15 protein-coding genes are annotated in these 17,066 nt (G+C 62.0%); 9 read left to right on the forward strand and 6 right to left on the reverse strand.

Features of this window, described 5'->3' with window-relative positions; translation table 11 throughout:
• Positions 1 to 8 precede the first annotated feature (8 nt).
• The 5 genes from selB to gyrA all read right to left on the reverse strand — a co-directional run bounded on the left by selB (position 9) and on the right by gyrA (position 8,925).
• Positions 9 to 1,895: a selenocysteine-specific translation elongation factor gene (gene selB, locus VII69_11100; GenBank protein HEY5095655.1), complete on the reverse strand. Its 1,887-nt coding sequence runs from the start codon at positions 1,893 to 1,895 to the stop codon at positions 9 to 11.
• Positions 1,886 to 3,262 carry an L-seryl-tRNA(Sec) selenium transferase gene (selA, locus tag VII69_11105; protein HEY5095656.1) on the reverse strand — a complete coding sequence of 459 codons (1,377 nt, stop codon included), beginning with the start codon at positions 3,260 to 3,262 and terminating at the stop codon, positions 1,886 to 1,888. The genes selB and selA overlap by 10 nt, the downstream gene beginning before the upstream one ends.
• Positions 3,263 to 3,320: 58 nt before the next feature.
• Positions 3,321 to 3,656, reverse strand: a complete 336-nt coding sequence (trxA, locus tag VII69_11110) for a thioredoxin (protein HEY5095657.1) — start codon at positions 3,654 to 3,656, stop codon at positions 3,321 to 3,323.
• 120 nt (positions 3,657 to 3,776) lie between these two features.
• Positions 3,777 to 6,272 (reverse strand): sugar phosphate nucleotidyltransferase, encoded by a 2,496-nt coding sequence (locus VII69_11115; GenBank protein HEY5095658.1) that lies wholly within the window; start codon positions 6,270 to 6,272, stop codon positions 3,777 to 3,779.
• A 100-nt stretch (positions 6,273 to 6,372) separates the two neighbouring features.
• Entirely contained in the window at positions 6,373 to 8,925 is a 2,553-nt protein-coding gene (gene gyrA / locus VII69_11120; protein HEY5095659.1) for a DNA gyrase subunit A, read from the reverse strand.
• 144 nt (positions 8,926 to 9,069) lie between these two features.
• On the opposite strand from gyrA, the gene tsaE reads away from it, so the two are divergent.
• The 6 genes from tsaE to VII69_11150 are packed head-to-tail and all read left to right on the forward strand — an operon-like array spanning position 9,070 to position 11,926.
• On the forward strand, positions 9,070 to 9,507 hold the full coding sequence (gene tsaE, locus VII69_11125; protein HEY5095660.1) for a tRNA (adenosine(37)-N6)-threonylcarbamoyltransferase complex ATPase subunit type 1 TsaE: 438 nt from the start codon (positions 9,070 to 9,072) through the stop codon (positions 9,505 to 9,507).
• A complete protein-coding gene (tsaB, locus tag VII69_11130; GenBank protein ID HEY5095661.1) occupies positions 9,504 to 10,166 on the forward strand; it encodes a tRNA (adenosine(37)-N6)-threonylcarbamoyltransferase complex dimerization subunit type 1 TsaB in 663 nt (220 codons plus the stop codon). The genes tsaE and tsaB overlap by 4 nt, the downstream gene beginning before the upstream one ends.
• A gap of 30 nt (positions 10,167 to 10,196) precedes the next feature.
• Positions 10,197 to 10,718 carry a ribosomal protein S18-alanine N-acetyltransferase gene (gene rimI, locus VII69_11135; protein ID HEY5095662.1) on the forward strand — a complete coding sequence of 174 codons (522 nt, stop codon included), beginning with the start codon at positions 10,197 to 10,199 and terminating at the stop codon, positions 10,716 to 10,718.
• Positions 10,719 to 10,765: 47 nt separating this feature from the next.
• Positions 10,766 to 11,314 carry a bis(5'-nucleosyl)-tetraphosphatase (symmetrical) YqeK gene (yqeK, locus tag VII69_11140; protein ID HEY5095663.1) on the forward strand — a complete coding sequence of 183 codons (549 nt, stop codon included), beginning with the start codon at positions 10,766 to 10,768 and terminating at the stop codon, positions 11,312 to 11,314.
• On the forward strand, positions 11,298 to 11,756 hold the full coding sequence (rsfS, locus tag VII69_11145; GenBank protein ID HEY5095664.1) for a ribosome silencing factor: 459 nt from the start codon (positions 11,298 to 11,300) through the stop codon (positions 11,754 to 11,756). The genes yqeK and rsfS overlap by 17 nt, the downstream gene beginning before the upstream one ends.
• 5 nt (positions 11,757 to 11,761) lie before the next feature.
• Complete coding sequence (locus VII69_11150; protein ID HEY5095665.1) at positions 11,762 to 11,926, forward strand: hypothetical protein; 165 nt, start codon at positions 11,762 to 11,764, stop codon at positions 11,924 to 11,926.
• A gap of 88 nt (positions 11,927 to 12,014) precedes the next feature.
• On the opposite strand, the gene VII69_11155 is transcribed toward VII69_11150, so the two are convergent.
• Positions 12,015 to 13,184, reverse strand: coding sequence for an acyl-CoA dehydrogenase family protein (locus VII69_11155; GenBank protein ID HEY5095666.1), 1,170 nt, complete (start codon positions 13,182 to 13,184; stop codon positions 12,015 to 12,017).
• A 179-nt stretch (positions 13,185 to 13,363) separates the two neighbouring features.
• On the opposite strand from VII69_11155, the gene VII69_11160 reads away from it, so the two are divergent.
• The 3 genes from VII69_11160 to VII69_11170 all read left to right on the forward strand — a co-directional run bounded on the left by VII69_11160 (position 13,364) and on the right by VII69_11170 (position 16,428).
• Positions 13,364 to 14,878, forward strand: a complete 1,515-nt coding sequence (locus VII69_11160; protein ID HEY5095667.1) for an AMP-binding protein — start codon at positions 13,364 to 13,366, stop codon at positions 14,876 to 14,878.
• Positions 14,879 to 15,302: 424 nt separating this feature from the next.
• A complete protein-coding gene (locus VII69_11165) occupies positions 15,303 to 15,920 on the forward strand; it encodes a hypothetical protein (protein ID HEY5095668.1) in 618 nt (205 codons plus the stop codon).
• 76 nt (positions 15,921 to 15,996) lie between these two features.
• Positions 15,997 to 16,428: a hypothetical protein gene (locus VII69_11170; GenBank protein ID HEY5095669.1), complete on the forward strand. Its 432-nt coding sequence runs from the start codon at positions 15,997 to 15,999 to the stop codon at positions 16,426 to 16,428.
• Positions 16,429 to 17,066: the final 638 nt, after the last annotated feature.

Below are 17,066 nucleotides of genomic sequence, written 5' to 3' on the forward strand. Positions count from 1 at the left end.
GCTTAGGACTAGCTAAGCGGTCCCGCGGGGGTGCGAAGGCGGCGCAGATCGCCGTCGCGCTGCGTCAGACCGATGCCGTCGAAGTACTCCATGAGCGGAAGCGCGTACTTGCGCGAAGTGCCGAAGGCGTCACGAACGCGCGCCATCGTCGCGCGTCCGTCGGCGTGCAGCAGACTGACCAACACGTCGCGCGCGCGCCCGATCTGCGTGCGCCGGTAGACATCTTCGCCGACGCGGACGAGCGCGCCGGTCGCGAAAAGCATGGTCATGGCATCGGAAGCGCCGTCGACGGTAGAGGTCGCGATGGCCGAGTGCAAAGCTTCATATGCACACGGCACGAGCGGATTCGCGTCGCCGGTCAAGAGTGCGCGCTCGATCAGCGCTCGTTGCTCGGGCTCGAGCTCCGGAACAAAATCGGGCAGATGCCAATAACGCGTGCGGAGTGCGACGCGGCCGTCTGCTTGCCAGGCGGCAAGTAAGCGCGCCGCCACCGGGTCGGTCAACGAAAGCACGGCGGCGACCTCGGCGGTGGTGCAGCCCGCAGTCCACGGCATCGTCTCGTGACGCCTGCGCAGCGTGACCGACGCGACGGCGAACGCCGCGTCGGTCACGCTCGTGGCGAGATACTCTTTTGGTTTTGCCAGCGCGATCGCCATGCCGTGCTCGAGCAACTGCACGAGCGCCGGCTCGACATCGTGCACGACGACGTTGGCAGCGGAGGCGATCTTGACCGCTGCGAGCGGCACGAGACCAGCGGCCTCGAGCGCGTGAAGCGACGCCGATGCGACGGCCGACAATTCGCGCGCGGCCGGCGCTCTCGTCGAATTCCGTTCCGCCGCGTGACGCGTGACGGCCCCACCTAAAAGATCTTTCGGCGACATCCGGCGCAAGACGAGACGGCTGCCGGGATAGAATGCCACCGGCGAGTTGAGTGCGAGAACAGCGGGCGTCGCGTTTGCGTCGCTTGGCGCCCGTTTCTCAAATATGAGCAAACCCGGAATCTCAGCCGATCCGATGTGGGCGCGGACGGGAGTGCGACGGCGCAGCATCGGCAACGCCGCGGGAAGCGGCGTGAATTCGACTTCCAGCGTGCGCGTGGGTTCGAACTCGGCGGGCGCGGTGAGCGTTTCACCCCGTGCGATGGACGCGACGTCGATGCCCGGCAAATTGAGCGCCACGCGCGCGCCGCCGGAAGCTTCAGCTACGGTCCGGCCAAACGTTTGGATCTTCCGGATGCGGACGTCGACGCCGCTCGGCTGCAGCCTCAGCCGGTCGCCGGTGCGGATCGTGCCTTGCATGAGCGTGCCCGTCACAATCGTGCCTTGACCGGGCAGCGCGAAGACTCGATCGATCGGAAGATAGGCGGGCGCTTCGGGCGCACGCGGCGGCAGTGCGAGGAGTTCGTCGTGAATGGCGGCGCGCAGTTCTGCGATGCCTTCGCCGGTGACGTTGGAGACCGCAAGGGCGGGCGCGTTCTCGGCGATCGTCGACCGGCATGCGTCGCGCGTGAGCGCGAGCGCGGTCGCGACGCCTGCCGCGTCGGTCGCGTCGGATTTGGTCAACACCACAATCGCGCGCCGCACGTTGAGGAAACTCAAGATCTGCAGATGCTCGAACGTCTGCGGTCTCGGTCCTTCGGTGGCAGCCACGACGAGCAATAGCAGTTCCATGCCCGCCGCGCCGGCCAGCATGTTGTGGAGGAAGCGTTCGTGGCCGGGTACGTCGATAATGCCGGCTTCGATGCCATCGTCATATCTCAGCGGCGCAAAACCAAGGTCGAGGGTCATGCCGCGCTCGCGCTCTTCGAGCAAGCGGTCGGGATTGTGGCCGGTCAGCGATATCACGAGCGCGCTCTTGCCGTGATCCACATGTCCGGCGGTGCCGATTATGTGCAAGCCATAAACGCGGCACAAAGATCCGCGTCTTCGTCCTCGCGCACCGTCCGGAGATCGACGATGAATTCGTCGTCTTGGACGCGTCCGATGACCGGCGGACGATGCGCGCACATGCGAGCGGCGATCGCGTCCGGCGCGTTCTCGCCCGACGCGACGGCGATGCCCGCTGATGCTATCTCAGTGGTGGGCATGGTGCCGCCGCCGGTCGTGGATGTGGTCCGTACCGGACGGAAGCGCGGCGGGTCGCTGTCTGCATTGAGCGCCGTGCAAAGCGATGCGGCTCGGTCGAACAAATCGTCGCTGCTCAAGATCAACATCGCTACGAGCGGCAACTCGCGCAACCGCTCGGGTTCGAGGTAGAGGGCGAGCGTGGCGGAGAGTGCGGCGATCGTGGTCTTGTCGGTGCGCAAGGCGCGCAATAACGGATTGGCGCGCACGCGGGCGATCAGATCCGCGCGGCCGCAGATGATGCCGCACTGGGGCCCACCGAGCAGTTTGTCGCCTGAGACGGCCACCAGATCGAGTCCCGCCGCGATCTCTTGTGCGACCGTGGGTTCGTGCGGCAATCCAAACGGCGCGAAGTCGACGAGCGCACCCGAACCAAGATCTTCGAACGACAGGACGTCGAGTTCTTTTGCGAGTACCGCCAGCGCTTGCGCGCTGACTTCCGCGGTGAATCCCTGAACGCGATAGTTGCTCGGATGCGTGCGCATGAACATGGCGGTGTCCGCCGACCAGTGTTCGCGGTAGTCACTTGCGTACGTCTTGTTCGTCGTACCGACTTCGATCAGCTTCGCGCCGGTCTTGCGCAGCACGTCGGGCAGCCGAAAGCCGCCGCCGATCTCAACGAGCTGTCCGCGGCTCACGACGACTTCGCGACCGTTCGCAAACGTGTCGAGCACCAACACGACCGCGGCCGCGCAATTGTTCACCACGAGCGACGCCTGGGCGCCGGTCAATTCGCGCAGTTGCGCGGCTACTCGCTCGTAGCGGCTCCCACGCTTGCCCGTCGCCAGATCGTACTCGAGGTTCGTATATCCCGCGCCCAGCTCGCTGATCGCCGCGAGCGCTGCGGCTGCGAGCGGCGCACGCCCAAAATTCGTGTGCAGGATGACGCCGGTGCCGTTGATGACGCGGAGCAAGCCCGCGGTCTCGCTTGTCGCGAGCCGGCCGAGGATGCGGAGTTTGAGCGCGGCGTCGTCCGGCGGGACCGCCACCGCATGCGCCGCATCGCGAGCTTCGTCGAGCACGTGCTGCACGGCAGCGCGCACGGCGGCCCGGCCGAGCACGGCGTTGAACGCCGCAAGATCGGGGTCGGCGGTGAAGCGATGAACGGCGGGGATGGCCCGCCGGAGGCTGCCGTCCATGGGATCGCCCTAGTCGAAACGGCGGCCTAGCGCTTGCGGCGACTAAGCGGCCGTGGAGTTACGCGACCGGTTTGAGATGTTTCTCGACGGTCATGACGATTTGTCTCTCGGGCACGTAACCGACGATGCGATCGACCGGCTCGCCGCCTTTGAAAAGGATGAGGCTCGGGATGCTCGACACTTCGTACTTGCCCGCGATGCTCGGCGATTCGTCGGTGTTGAGTTTGACGACTTTCAACCGGCCCTTCATGTCTTTCGCGACCTTGTCGACGATCGGTCCAACCATCTTGCACGGGCCGCACCATGGCGCCCAAAAATCCACGAGAACGGGCGTGGCAGATTGTAGGACTTGGACATTGAAGTCGGCTTCGCCGACGTTCACGGCATCACTCACGGGGGACTCCTTCGGATATTCGCTGGTTCAACAAGTTGAGCCGGTGTTATTCGTGCCGGCGCGGTGACGCGCCTTTCGGGCGGCGACCGTACTAGGGCGAGCATCGCTTACCCAAACATGTCACGCATCGACGAGCGTCTTGATGCGGCCGACGTAGTCGTCCGCAAGCTTTTCCGCGGCTTCGTCATCGGCCGCTTCGGCCACCACCGTGAATAGCGGATCCGAGGGATCGGGAAGCACGAGCACCCAGTCGCCGTCCCCGACGATTTTCACGCCGTCGAGGAGATCGAGCCTCTGGTCGCGGGCTTGCGAGATGAGTTCGCGCATGATCACGCCCTTGCGTTCCCACGGGCACGTCACTTTTCTCCGCACGAGGTGAAGCGGCGGCACCGTCGCGATCAATTCCGATGCCTTGCGGCCCGTGCGCGCGAGCATTTCCAATATCTTCGCGCTCGCGTAGATCGCATCGAACGCGGGCGAAAACTCAGGAAAGATCAAGCCTTCGCGGGCGCCGCCCGCAAACGTGGGCGCCGCGGGACTCGCGCAAAGTTCCATCATGGACCTGCGGTCGGCTTTCGTGCGAACGATCCGGCCGCCACTCTTGAGCGCGACCGCATCCAGCCGCGACGACGCGGTGACCGGAACCGCGACCACCGCTCCGGGCGTGCCGCCGAACACAAGCTCGGCGACGAGCGCCAACAACAGATCATTTTCGGCGATGCGGCCGGTATCGTCGACGATACTGACGTTTTCCGCGCCGGGTTCCACCAAGATGCCGATATCGGCGCCAAGCGTGGGGACGATGGTGGACAACTGGTGGAGATACTTCTCGCGCTCTTCGCCGAAGCGGCGCACCTTCGCGTCGTCGAGGTAGGCGTTGAGCGCGACCATCTCGATGTTGAGCTTGCCGAGCAAGTGCGGCAGCGTCGTGGCGGCGTTGCCGTAGGCATAGTCGACGATGATTTTGAAACGGCGGTCGCGGATCTGCCCGACGTCTAGCGATTTCAAGAAGCCGGCGTTGTACCGGTCGAGCGCCCGCTCGGGAAACGAGAGATAGCCGACGTCGTCCATGGACGTGCGGCGGAAATCGCCGCGGAAGAAGAGGTTCTCGATCTTGCGCTCGGCGTTCTTGTCGAGATTGGTGCCGCCCGCGCCGAAAAGCTCGATCAAGAAGAAGTTCGGATCGTCCGGATGGATGCGGACGTGCATGCCCCCGTCGCCTTCGCTGCGTACTTCGTAGCGCGCGAGCGGAATGGGCGATGTCCTCAGGTCGTGCACGTCGCAACCCACCGACATCAGGCCGGAAATGAGGCAGCGGTTGATCATGCGGGTGGCGTGGTGGGTGTCGCGGCTCGTCATGACCACCGCATGCGGATCGAAGAACGAACCGAAAGCCTGGCCCAGCTTGAGCGCGAATTCTGGCGTGATCTCGATGTTCGCGATGCCCTTCACGCCCTCGCCGCCGAACAGCGATCCCGGCCACTTCGTTCCCCAGACGAGCGACATAGAGACGACACTGCCCGCCGAGACGAACTTCTCAGGCCACAATTTGATGTGCGGACGCACTTGCGCGCCCGCATCGAGGGTGCAACGCGCGCCAATGACCACGCCCTCGCCCACCGACACGTCGTCCTTGATGATGACGTGCTCGGCGACCGTGCAGGCTGTGAGCTTGCTACGCTTGCCGACGTAGGCGTCGTTCCAAACCACCGCGCTGACGAGCTGCGCTTGCGATTCGATGATGCATCCGTCGCCGACGCACGAGTACGACTCGATCACCGCACCAGCGCGCACGTCGGCGTTCTTGCCGATCACGACAGGTCCGGTGATGACCGCGCCGGCGGCGACGGACGCGCCGGCGCCGATGTACACGCCGCGCGAGCGCTCTCTGCCGGGCAGTTCGAGACGGCATCGCCCCGCGAGCGCGTCATAGTTGGCTTCGCGATACTGCTGCAAGTTTCCGATGTCGGTCCAGTAATCGCCGGTCACGAATCCGTGCACGGGGCGGCCGCGTTCGAGCAGCTCCGGAAAGACGTTCTTTGAGAAATCATAGATGCGGCCGCGCTCCATGAGCGCGAATATCTCGGGTTCGAGGATGTAGATGCCGGTGTTGATCGTGTCCGAGAAGACCTCGGACCAGGTGGGCTTCTCGAGAAAACGTTGCACGAGGCCGCCGTCATCGAGGATGACCACGCCGAACTCGAGTGGATTTTCCACTCGCTTGAGCACGATGGTGGCCGCCGCGTTCTTGGCTCTATGCGCCGCGAGCACCGCAGTGAGGTCGATATCGGTGAGTGCGTCGCCGGACATGACGATGAACGTGTCGTCGAGACGCTCTTCGGCCATCTTGACCGCGCCGGCGGTGCCGAGCGGCGTATCTTCCACGACGTACGACATCGTCACACCGAAGTCGGTCCCATCGCCGAAGTACGCCTCGACTTCGTCCGCCAAGTAATGGACCGTGGCCACGATTTCGGTGACACCGTGACGCTTCAGCAGGTCGACGATGTGTTCCATGACCGGTTTGTTGGCGACGGGCGCGAGCGGCTTTGGCCGGCTTTGCGTGAGCGGGCGCAGGCGCGAACCCTCGCCTCCCGCCATCACGACAGCTTTCATGCCGGCTCCCTAATTTTCGTACCGCGCAATTCGTACTAGGGTGAGCAACGCTCACCCAAATGGGCAAGCGATGCTTGCCCTAGTACTAATCTGAATTTGTTTAACTAGAAACGATCTTCTCCGCGCTTTCCTCGTGTTTGCCGATGTTCGTGGCCGCGATCAATTCGATTCCCTCATCGACCTTTTTGACTCGTACGCCCTGCGCAGAGCGGCCGGTTTCGCGGATCTCAAACACTCGAACCCTGATGACGACGCCCGAACTATCGACGCACATGATCTCATCGTCCGGCTTGACCAGCATCTGTTCGATGATCTCGCCGTTCTTCTCGGTTTTGTTGAACGTCTTTATTCCCTTGCCGCCCCGGTTGGTCTTGCGGTAGAGATCGATGTCGGTGCGCTTGCCGTAGCCTTTGCTCGTGAGCACGAGGACCTCGCGGCGTTCCGCCGTCACCACGTCGAGCGCTTGCACGCGATCCTTCGCGCCGAGCCTGACCGCGCGGACGCCGCGGACGGCGCGGCCCATGGGGCGCACGGTCTTCTCTTCGAAACGGATGGCGTACCCGCCGGTGGTGGCCAGCACGAGCTCCGCTTTGCCGTCGGTCTGCACCACGTGCAGCAGTTCGTCGCCATCCATCAGGTTTATCGCGATGAGGCCGTTGCGCCGGACGTTTTGGAAGTCGCCAAGTTTCGTCTTCTTAATGTAGCCTTTTTTCGTGGCCATGACGAGATAGCCGTCGGCATCGTTGCGCTTCACCGGCAACACCGCGGTGACCGTCTCGCCCGGCGGCAGCGTGAGCAGATTGATGAGCGCGGTGCCGCGGGCTTGGCGCGACGCATCGGGGATCTGATACGCCGGCAGGCGATAGACGCGCCCGCGATTGGTGAAGAACATGATCTGCTGATGTGTGGTGGCCGCGAAGAGGTGGCGCGGAACATCTTCCTTTTTCAGATTGACGCCGGTGATGCCCTTGCCGCCGCGATTTTGCGCGCGGAACGTGTCCACATTCTGGCGTTTGACATAGCCGACATCGGTGACGGTGATGACGACATCGGTATCCGGGATGAGATCCTCGATCTCGAATTCGCCTTCGGCTTCCACGATTTGCGTGCGGCGCTTGTCGCCGAACTTCTTTTTGATCGCGAGCGTTTCGTCTTTGACGATCGCGTACACCCGACGCTCGCTTCGTAAGATCTCTTCCAGGTTTGCGATGGTCTTGAGAAGCTGGAGGTATTCGTCTTCGATTTTCTGCCGCTCGAGTGCGACGAGGCGCTGGAGGCGCAGATCGAGGATGGCGTTGGCTTGGATCTCCGACAGCTCGAACGTCTTCATGAGGCCCGATCGCGCGTCTTCGGTGGTCTGCGATGCGCGGATGAGCTTGATGATGGCGTCGATGTGGTCGAGCGCTATGCGATAGCCCTCGAGGATGTGCGCCCGTTCCTTGGCCTTACGCAATTCGTACTGCGAACGCCGCGTGATCACGATCTTACGATGTGCGACGAACGCGTCGAGCATCTGCCGCAGTGAAAGCGTGCGCGGCGCGCCATCCACGAGCGCGACATTGTTCACGCCGAAGCTCGTTTGCAGCGGCGTGTGTTTGTAGAGCTGGTTCATCAACAACTGCGGTTGCGCGTCGCGTTTGAGTTCGATGACGATGCGCATGCCTTTGCGATCGCTCTCGTCGCGCAGGTCGGAGATGCCAGACACTTTTTTGTCGGTTACAAGTTGGGCCATGGTCTCGATGAGGCGGGCCTTGTTCACCTGGAACGGAATCTCGGTGATGACGATGGCCTGTCTGCCGCCGCGCAATTCTTCGAACTCGTGCTTGCCGCGCATGATGATGGAGCCGCGGCCGGTGAGGTAGCTCTGACGGATGCCCTCGCGCCCGAGGATGAGGCCCGCGGTGGGGAAATCGGGGCCGGTCACGATCTTGAGGACGGCTTCGTCGGCGATCTCGCGGTCGTCGATGATGGCGACCAGCGCATCGCAGATCTCGGTGAGGTTGTGAGGCGGGATGTTGGTGGCCATGCCCACCGCGATGCCCGACGATCCATTCACGAGAAGATTCGGCACGCGCCCCGGCAGCAGCGACGGCTCGCGCGTGGAGGCATCGTAGTTGGGGACGAAATCGACGGTCTCTTTGTCGATGTCGGCCAACATCTCGAGCGCAAACGGCGTGATGCGCGCTTCGGTGTAGCGCATGGCGGCAGGCGGATCGCCGTCGACCGAGCCGAAGTTGCCGTGGCCGTCGATGAGCGGGTAGCGGAGACTGAAATTCTGCGCCATGCGTACGAGAGCGTCGTAAACCGAGACGTCACCGTGCGGATGGTAGTTCTTAAGCACTTCGCCGACCGTGCCGGCGCATTTGCGATGCGGTTTATCGGGGTTGAGCCCGAGCTGCGACATGGCGAACAGGATCCGCCTATGTACGGGCTTGAGGCCATCGCGGACGTCGGGAAGCGCGCGCGCCACGATCACGCTCATGGCGTAATCTAGGTACGACCGGCGCATCTCGTCTTCGACGTTGACGCCGATGATCCGGTCCGACGGCGTTGAGTGGCGGTATTCGTCCAAGCTGATTTCAGGCTTGATTTTCTTGCCGCGACCCTCGCGGGATTGGTCGTCGTCTTTGGGCGTCAAAGCAGTACCGGCCACCTCAAGAACGTAGCACGCCGAGCGAAGCTCGGCGAAATGCTCTATTGCAGATTGGTTCTTTTTTCGGCCTTGTTATCCCCGCTTTTTCGCCGCTGTCGAGGGTCGTGGAAGGAAGCGTCATAGGACCACGGTAAGCGCGAGTCGGTGAAGATTCAGGACCTGGCCGACGAAGCGCAGACGCGGGAGCTTGGCGCCGAATTGGCGCGCTCGTGCCCGCCGGGCTCGGTCGTGCTCCTGCGCGGCCCGCTTGGCGCGGGCAAGACCACGCTCGCGGATGGATTTATCGTGGCACTCGGCGGCTCGCGGGCGACGAGCCCCACTTTCACCCTCGCGCATCGCCATGACGGCGCGCGGATGCCGCTTTGGCATCTCGATCTTTACCGTCTCGACGACCCTGAAGACGTCGACGACCTCGACCTCGAGCAATATCTTCCTTCAGACGGCATCGCGGTTGTGGAGTGGCCGGAGCGGGCGGGTGATGTGTGGCCCGAAGACCGGATCGACGTCACATTGAGCGTCGTCGGCGATGCGCGGCGCGCGACGATCGCGGCATACGGCCGCTGCGCGACGGCCATTGCGTGACGCCGGAAAAGGTCACGCTCGGCATCGATACCGCCGGCGGCGTCGCCGCCGCTGCGCTCACATCCGACGCGCATGGAGTTTCGACGACTGACAGTCAGGCGCTCGAGGGATTGTTGCCGTGCGTGCGCCGCGCACTGGCGTCCATCGATCGCGAGCTTTCCGCGGTGAGCGCGATCGCGGTCTGCATCGGGCCCGGGTCGTTCACCGGATTGCGCATCGGCGTCGCGTTTGCCAAAAGTTTAGCGCAGGCGCTCGGCGTCGCGGCCGTCGGGATCTCGTCGTTCGACATCGTGACCTCAGTACGCGCTGCGATCGAAGGCGCGCCACCTCGCGTCGCGGTCGTCCAAGGAAAGCGCGGATTCTACTACGCTAGGATTGCCACGCCAATCGACACCCCGCCGATCGCCGTCGCCGGAGACCGCGGCGTTCTCATAGATGCTGCGCGTGAGGCGCTGGGCACTCAGGCGGGCGAATCGGAACTCGCCGGTGCGCTCGCAGCAGTCGATTGCGGCCCGGACGTGCGGGCGGTCGCCGCGGCAAGGCTCGGCCGCGCCGCGCTCGACGCCGGCGCGAGCGGCGACTGGCGCTGCCTCGCGATCGAATACGGGCAGCGCCCAAACGCGGTGGTGAATTGGGAGCTACGTCACGGCCCGGCGTAGAGGGGCGTCGCTTTGCGTCCCGCGAAATCCATGACCATCGTGAAGTCGCCGCCCCGGGATTTGAGCATCGAGCCCATGAGTGTCGATGACATACCCACCGTCCTCAACGTCGAGGCGCTCTGCTTTCCCACGCCTTGGCCGCGCAACGCCTTTCAAAACGAGCTCACCGACAATCGGCTCGCACACTACTTCGTGGGGCGGGCCGACGAGGGAATCGTCGCCTACGGCGGCCTTTGGGTGATTCTTGAAGACGCCCACATCACGACGATCGCCGTGCATCCGTCGCACCAGCGTCGCGGTTTTGGCGAGCGCCTACTCGTCGCGCTGCTCGAAGAGTCGATCGGGCGCGGCGCGTGCTGGGTGACGCTCGAAGTCCGCGAGTCGAATCAGGGCGCCCAGAACCTCTATAAGAAGTATGGCTTCACCGTTGTGAACACGCGGCGTGGCTACTACTCGGATAACGACGAGAACGCGCTGGTCATGTGGGCGGGCAATCTCAAGGGCGAGATCTTCCGCAATCGCCTCGCAGCCCTGAAAGCGGGCTTGGGCTGACGCGTTCCGAATTCACTTCGTTCGATTTCCTGTCGATGTGCCGGGCGATGCGCGATCGCGTACCGCGAGATCGTTATCGTCATTGCTTGAGCGTGGCGCGATCGGCCGAGAAGTTGGCCGGCCGGCACGGCGCGTCCGCATTGAAGGCGCGGGTCGCCGGGGTGCTGCACGATGTCGCGCGGGCGTGGAGCAACGCCGATCTGCTGGGATATGCGGTCGCGCACGGGATGCGCGTGAGCGAACCGGAGCGTGCCCATCCCGTTCTCTTGCACGCACAGATCGGCGCCGATATCGCGCAGCATGAATTCGGCATTGAAGATACGGAGATTCTCGGCGCGATCAAGCGGCATACGGTCGCCGTTCCGGGCATGAGCCGCTTGGAGATGATCGTGTACGAGGCTGATACGTTCGAACCTGGCCGGACCTTTCCGGGCCGCGCGATGCTCGAAGCCGCCGCCCAGAACTCGCTCGATGTGGGCCTGCTCGCCTGCGTCGCATCGTCGTTGGACCACCTGAAGTCGCGCCGGATACCGCCGTCGCCGGAAACACTCGCTCTCTACGATGAATTGGTGAACATGTATGGCCGTACGTCCTAAGAAGAAGCCGCTGACGCGCATCACGACCCGGCAGCGCGAATCGCTCGCGCCTGCCCGCGATGGGATCGCTTCGGTGCGCGAACCGGTGGGCTCTTTGACGGAGGCGCAGGTGAAGCGTCTTGCCGAAGCCTGCCGTAAGGCTGCGGCCGATAAAAAGGCGGACGATATCGTCGTGATCGATATCCGCAAGAAGGCGTCGTTTGCCGATTTCTTCGTGTTGGCGACCGGCCGGTCCATCATCCAGGCTCGCGCCGTGGCCGATGCGGTGGTCGAGGCGAGCGAGACGACGTTCGGGGCTCCGGTCCGCACCGAAGGTTACAAAGACGGCGCCTGGATCTTGGTCGATTACGGCGCGGTCATCGTTCACGTGTTCACGCCGCAGGCGCGCGACTTTTACAATCTGGAGCGGCTGTGGGGCAAACCCGCCGCGACGAGGAAATAACTGTCATGTGGATGATCAAGAATCCCAAGACCCGCGGCCGGTTCGCACGCGTATTCACCACCATATTTTTGGCGATTTTCGTGCTTGCCGTTGCCGGCGGATTTATCGTGATGGTAATCCAGAAGCCCGGAGCGCCCACGCCGGGCCCCATCGCGTCGTCCACGCCATAGTGCAACATTCGGCCCGCGCCGCAGTAGAAGCAAAGAGAGCGCGGATCGCGGGCCCGTCACCAACGTCTGCGCTCTCCCGCGTTCATCTCTACTTCAGCAATTCCTCGGCGATGATCATGCGCTGGATTTCGTTCGTCCCTTCGTAGATGGCAAGGATGCGCGCGTCTCGATAGGCTCGTTCGATGCCGGTCTCTTTCATGAAGCCCATTCCGCCGTGGATCTGGAGCACGCGATCGACGACCCGAATGGCCATGTCCGAACAATACCGCTTCACCATCGCTGCCTCAAGCGAAAACCGCTCGCCGCGATCTGCCTTCCACGCGCCGTTGTAGACCATGTTGCGCGCGGCGTAGATCTCGGTCGCGATATCGGCGATCATGAATTGTACGGCTTGCTGTTTGGCGATGGGCTTGCCGAACTGCACGCGCTCTTTCGCATGTGCGATCGCTTTTTCGAGCAAGATCTGCGAACCGCCTACGCATCCCGCGCCGAGCGAAAGCCGGCCCATGTCGAGCGTCTTCATCGCGGTGACGAAACCCATGCCGACTTTGCCGATGACGTGATCGGCCGGAACCTTGGCGTCTTGGAAGATGAGTTCGCAGGTGTGGCTGCCGTACAGCCCCATCTTCGCATCTTTCTTGCCGCGCGTGACGCCGGCTTGATTGAGATCGACCCAGAACGCAGTGATGCCGCCGCGCGCGCCGAGGCTCTTGTCGGTGACCGCGAAAACCGTTGCGAAGTCGGCGATATCGCCGCTGGTGATGAAGTGTTTGACGCCGTTGAGGATGTAGACGTCGCCGTCCTTTCGCGCCGCGGTTTGGATGTTCGCCGCGTCGGAGCCGGCTGCAGGTTCGGAGAGCGCGAAACAGCCGAGCTTTTCGCCAGCGCACAAAACCGGCATATATTTTTCTTTGAGCGCCTTGTCGCCGTCGAGATACAGCGCCATGACGCCGATGCTGCAGTGCGCCCCGATAAGATTGGAAAACGCAGAGTTCGCGCGGCCTAGCTCTTCGAGCGCGACGCAATAGCCGAGCTCTCCCAAACCGGCACCGCCGAATTCTTCGGAGAACGGCAAGCCGAAAAGGCCCATCTCTTTCATCTTGTCGATGGCGAGTTTTGGTATCTCGTCGTGTTCTTCAAGATGGTTGGTGAGCGGCCACAGCTCCTTTTCGACAAATTCCCGGATGGAGCTCTTGAGTAGCTTGAGATCTCCCGGCAATTCGAAGTTGAGACCTTGATCGGTGGTTGCGACAGCCATTGCGCTCTCCTGATCGATTGCGATTTCGCGCGTCATATTATTACTAGCAATCATAATCGTGACGATGTGACGGTTATCGTATCGCGGGCAGAAGCGGGTGTCAAGCGCTTGCCCGCGCAGGGTCGGCTGCCGGCAATGACGTACGGCTTATTGAGCAGAGAAAGCGACGGTGAACGGCCTTGGCCACCGACGTCCGCAATTATCCTAAGTGGATTCCTAAGCGGCCGTGGCGCGACTGGCTGCCGGAGCGCAATGCGCGACTCCATCGCTTTGTCAACGAGCAGCTTTATCCATACAGCGCATTCTATCGCCGGCTGTTCGACGAGAATAAGATCGACCCGCATTCGATCCGGACGATCGACGATCTGCGCCGGCTTCCGTTCACCACAAAACGCGACATCGCTCCGACGGTCGACAACGCCACGCGGCACTTGGACCTCGTGCTGCACCCCGATCTCGCGAAGCTTCGTCAGTTCGCGCCCAAGACTAAGCTGATCGATCTCTTGTGGACGAAGATGATGGCCGGCGATGCTGCGGCCGAGCGCAAAGTCTTGCTGGAATACGGTCCGGTGCACGTCATCTTCACCACCGGGCGCACGTCGTTGCCCACGCAATTCGTGTACGCGCCACCGGATTTCGATCGGCTGCATATCGTCGGCAAACGAATCGCCGACGTCGCGGGCATCGGGCCCGTCGCGCGCTCGCTGAATGTGTTCCCGTTCGCACCGCACCTCGCGTTCTGGCAAGTGTTCGCCGTAGGCCAAGCAAATGCGACGCTCGCGGTCCACACCGGCGGCGGCAAAGTGCTGGGGACCGCCGGAAACATTATGGCATTGCAACGCATGCAGCCCGACACGCTCATCGGCATTCCCGGATATGTCTACCACATGCTTCGCCAGGCGCAAACCGACGGCGTTCGTTTGGAGAATATGAAGCGCATCTGCTTGGGCGGAGAGCGCGTGCCGATTCCGCTCAAACATCGTCTGGGCGATTTGTGCCGCGAGATGGGCCGGCCGGATGTGGTGGTGCAGAGCGTGTGGGGTTTCACCGAGTCGCGCCACTGTTGGTCGGAATGCACGCCGCCCGATTACGATTCGACATATGGATTCCACACGTATCCGGACTTCGACGTGTTTGAATGTATCGATCCCGACACCTGCGACCCAGTAGGTCCCGGCGAACGCGGTGAGATCGTGTACACGACTCTATCAGGGCGCGGCTCGTGCGTGATGCGGTTTCGCACGGGTGACATCGCTGAAGGTGGGATCGTGTACGATCCGTGTCCGGGCTGCGGGCGCATCGTTCCTCGAGTTTCCACCAATCTGTCGCGGCGATCGGAGATCGCGGAATTTCAGTTCACAAAGATTCGCGGTACGCTGGTGGATTTGAATGGGTTCTTACCGTCGATGGCGTCGGTTGCCGACGTCATTGAGTGGCAGCTGATCGTGCGCAAGGCAAATGACGATCCGGACGATCTCGACGTGATCGATTTGCATATCGCGGTTCGCGACGGTTGCGATGTAGAGGCGCTGAAACACACGCTGCAGATAAAGCTTTTCGCCGACACTGAAGTAACGCCGAATGCAATCGAAGTCTTGCCGCTCGACCGCCTGGAATCGGACTTAGGGTTGGACACGCAGATGAAGGAACTGCGCATAAGGGACTTGCGGGCTCAGGCCAAACCGATTTCTTAGACGCCCGTTTTCGTCTTGATTCCAACAGAGTGGACATCCGACCGTGCGCCCGAGCTGGAATTACGAGCGTGCAGGCGCAGTCCCAACCGGGAGTGTATAAGCCGCATGCCCATGCGATAAACGACTTCATAACCGTCGCGCAGGAGCTCATGACATAGGCTGACTGCTCGACAGGGTTAACGCCCCAAGTTATCCGCCGATAGATAAGGTGATGGCTAGACTGAAGGGGAGCGACCCGAAACGTCCGATTTTTCTTATCGCGTGGTTGGTCGCCTGCGTGGCCGTAGCCGGCTGTGGTCAAGACGCGCCGGGTAAGCCAGAATATCGCACTAGCTATCCATCGTCGCTACCGTCGTCCGTCGCGGCCGAGCTCGTTGCGCAAGCGCCAACAATAGGGAAGACTTCCTTCGGCCGAGGCGTTGACGTGAGTATCTTCCTGCCATCGTGGCTGTTTAGTGGGGCGCGCGTCGTCGACGGGACTCTCTACGTGATGTACTACACACAACAGTCGGCCAATCAGCAGATTGCGAGCGTATCGCGCGGCGTGCTACACCCCGTCTTGCTTTCTCACGAATATATGGCGATGACGTTCGAGAACGACAATCGCTTGATCTCTGCGGTGCGCGAGGGTAACGTAAGGGACTGGTACCGGCTCCGGGGCGGTAACGCGATCGCGGTTCCAAGACCTGATTCGCCGGTTTATGGGATTCCGCATCACGTGCTCGCCGATGGGGATTCGTGCTCCGACGGCATGATTGGAACCGGCAGTGCGCTCGACGACCTTCTGGCGCACCATCGGGTCAGCATCCTATCGGACGCGGCGATGTCTCACGCGACCAACGGTTCGCTCGCGAAAGCCGTCGGAGTCTATTGCGATCACTTCCATGGCAAGAACTATGCGACGATAGACAGCCCGGGTGTCATCTTTCGGCTCGATGGACAGGTTGCGTCGCTCATCTCGACCGGTTGGATCGAAGCGGCGAGCGATCGGCTCCTCTTGATCCAATCCAACACGATGTTCATCGAGGCTGAGGTTCACTAGCACTGCAATTCGTTGGATGAAGTAGGTTATTTGAGAGAACACGAAAATCGATCGGATCATAAGTAAGGAGTTGCAATTGTCGGCGATCATACAACCTATCCCGCAGACGAACGACGTTTCGCTGGTTCGTCTGTACGTCTTACGGGCCTTGTACTTGTTTATCGTGGTCGGCCTCGGCACACAAATTTGGCCCGACATCTTGAATCCTGGAAGACGATGGGATTTACTGGAGGGCATCGTCTCGTGTGTGCTCGCCGCCTTTTGGTTTCTGTGCCTGCTCGGACTGCGCTATCCACTCAAGATGCTCCCCGTACTCTTTTGGGAGTTGATCTGGAAGACGCTTTGGCTCGGCATTGTCGCGTTGCCGCAGTGGTTGGCGGGGCATATCGACGAGTCGATCGTGCCCAACCTATACGCCTGCTCGCTCGTCGTGCTTGTGTACATCGCCATGCCGTGGACTTATGTCTACGCGCGCTACCTGAAAGCGCCCGGCGATCGCTGGCGGTGACGGCGCGGCAAGTCACCACTACGGGTGATTCAACATGGCAAAACGCGATACGCTGTGAGAATATACCGTCGAGCGCGATCACTCACAAATGACGCACGGTGACACGAAGTGGTACATCCAGAAACAACGGTGCGAGCACGGTGAAGGAGTTGCAGATTCGGGATCTGCGGAGCCAGGCGAAGGCTTGAGAAACCGGTCTAGTGCACGTTTGTTAAGAGCGCGAGATCGAAGCTGATGAGCATGACATCGAACGCGAAGAGCGCGAGTTCGGTGCGCCTCGTGTGATTGGGCGGGAGCGACATGACAGCCCTCCCATAACCCGCGCTGTTCTGCGCACAATTAATGCGTTGCTCGTTACCTCGGATAGCTTCTGCTCGATGGTGCGAGAGCATCCGTCGGTCGGGTTCGAAAGAGCGTAGCCCCATTGCGGGATAGTCGTCGTGGATTGTTCTTTGGACTTGCAGCATACAATTGGTATATCGGTAAACGATCGCTGACGATGCGTCGGCCGAACCGATTGTGATACACCGCCACCGTGATGTGAAGGACCTGGACGGCGTAGTAGAAGTACCTATGACGAGCCCGTGAAGATGTTGCGAAGCCACTGCGTGACGTGCCTAACACAAGAGTTCTCGATC

Source organism: Candidatus Eremiobacteraceae bacterium (assembly GCA_036511855.1).
Taxonomy (GTDB): Bacteria; Vulcanimicrobiota; Vulcanimicrobiia; order Eremiobacterales; family Eremiobacteraceae; genus JABCYQ01.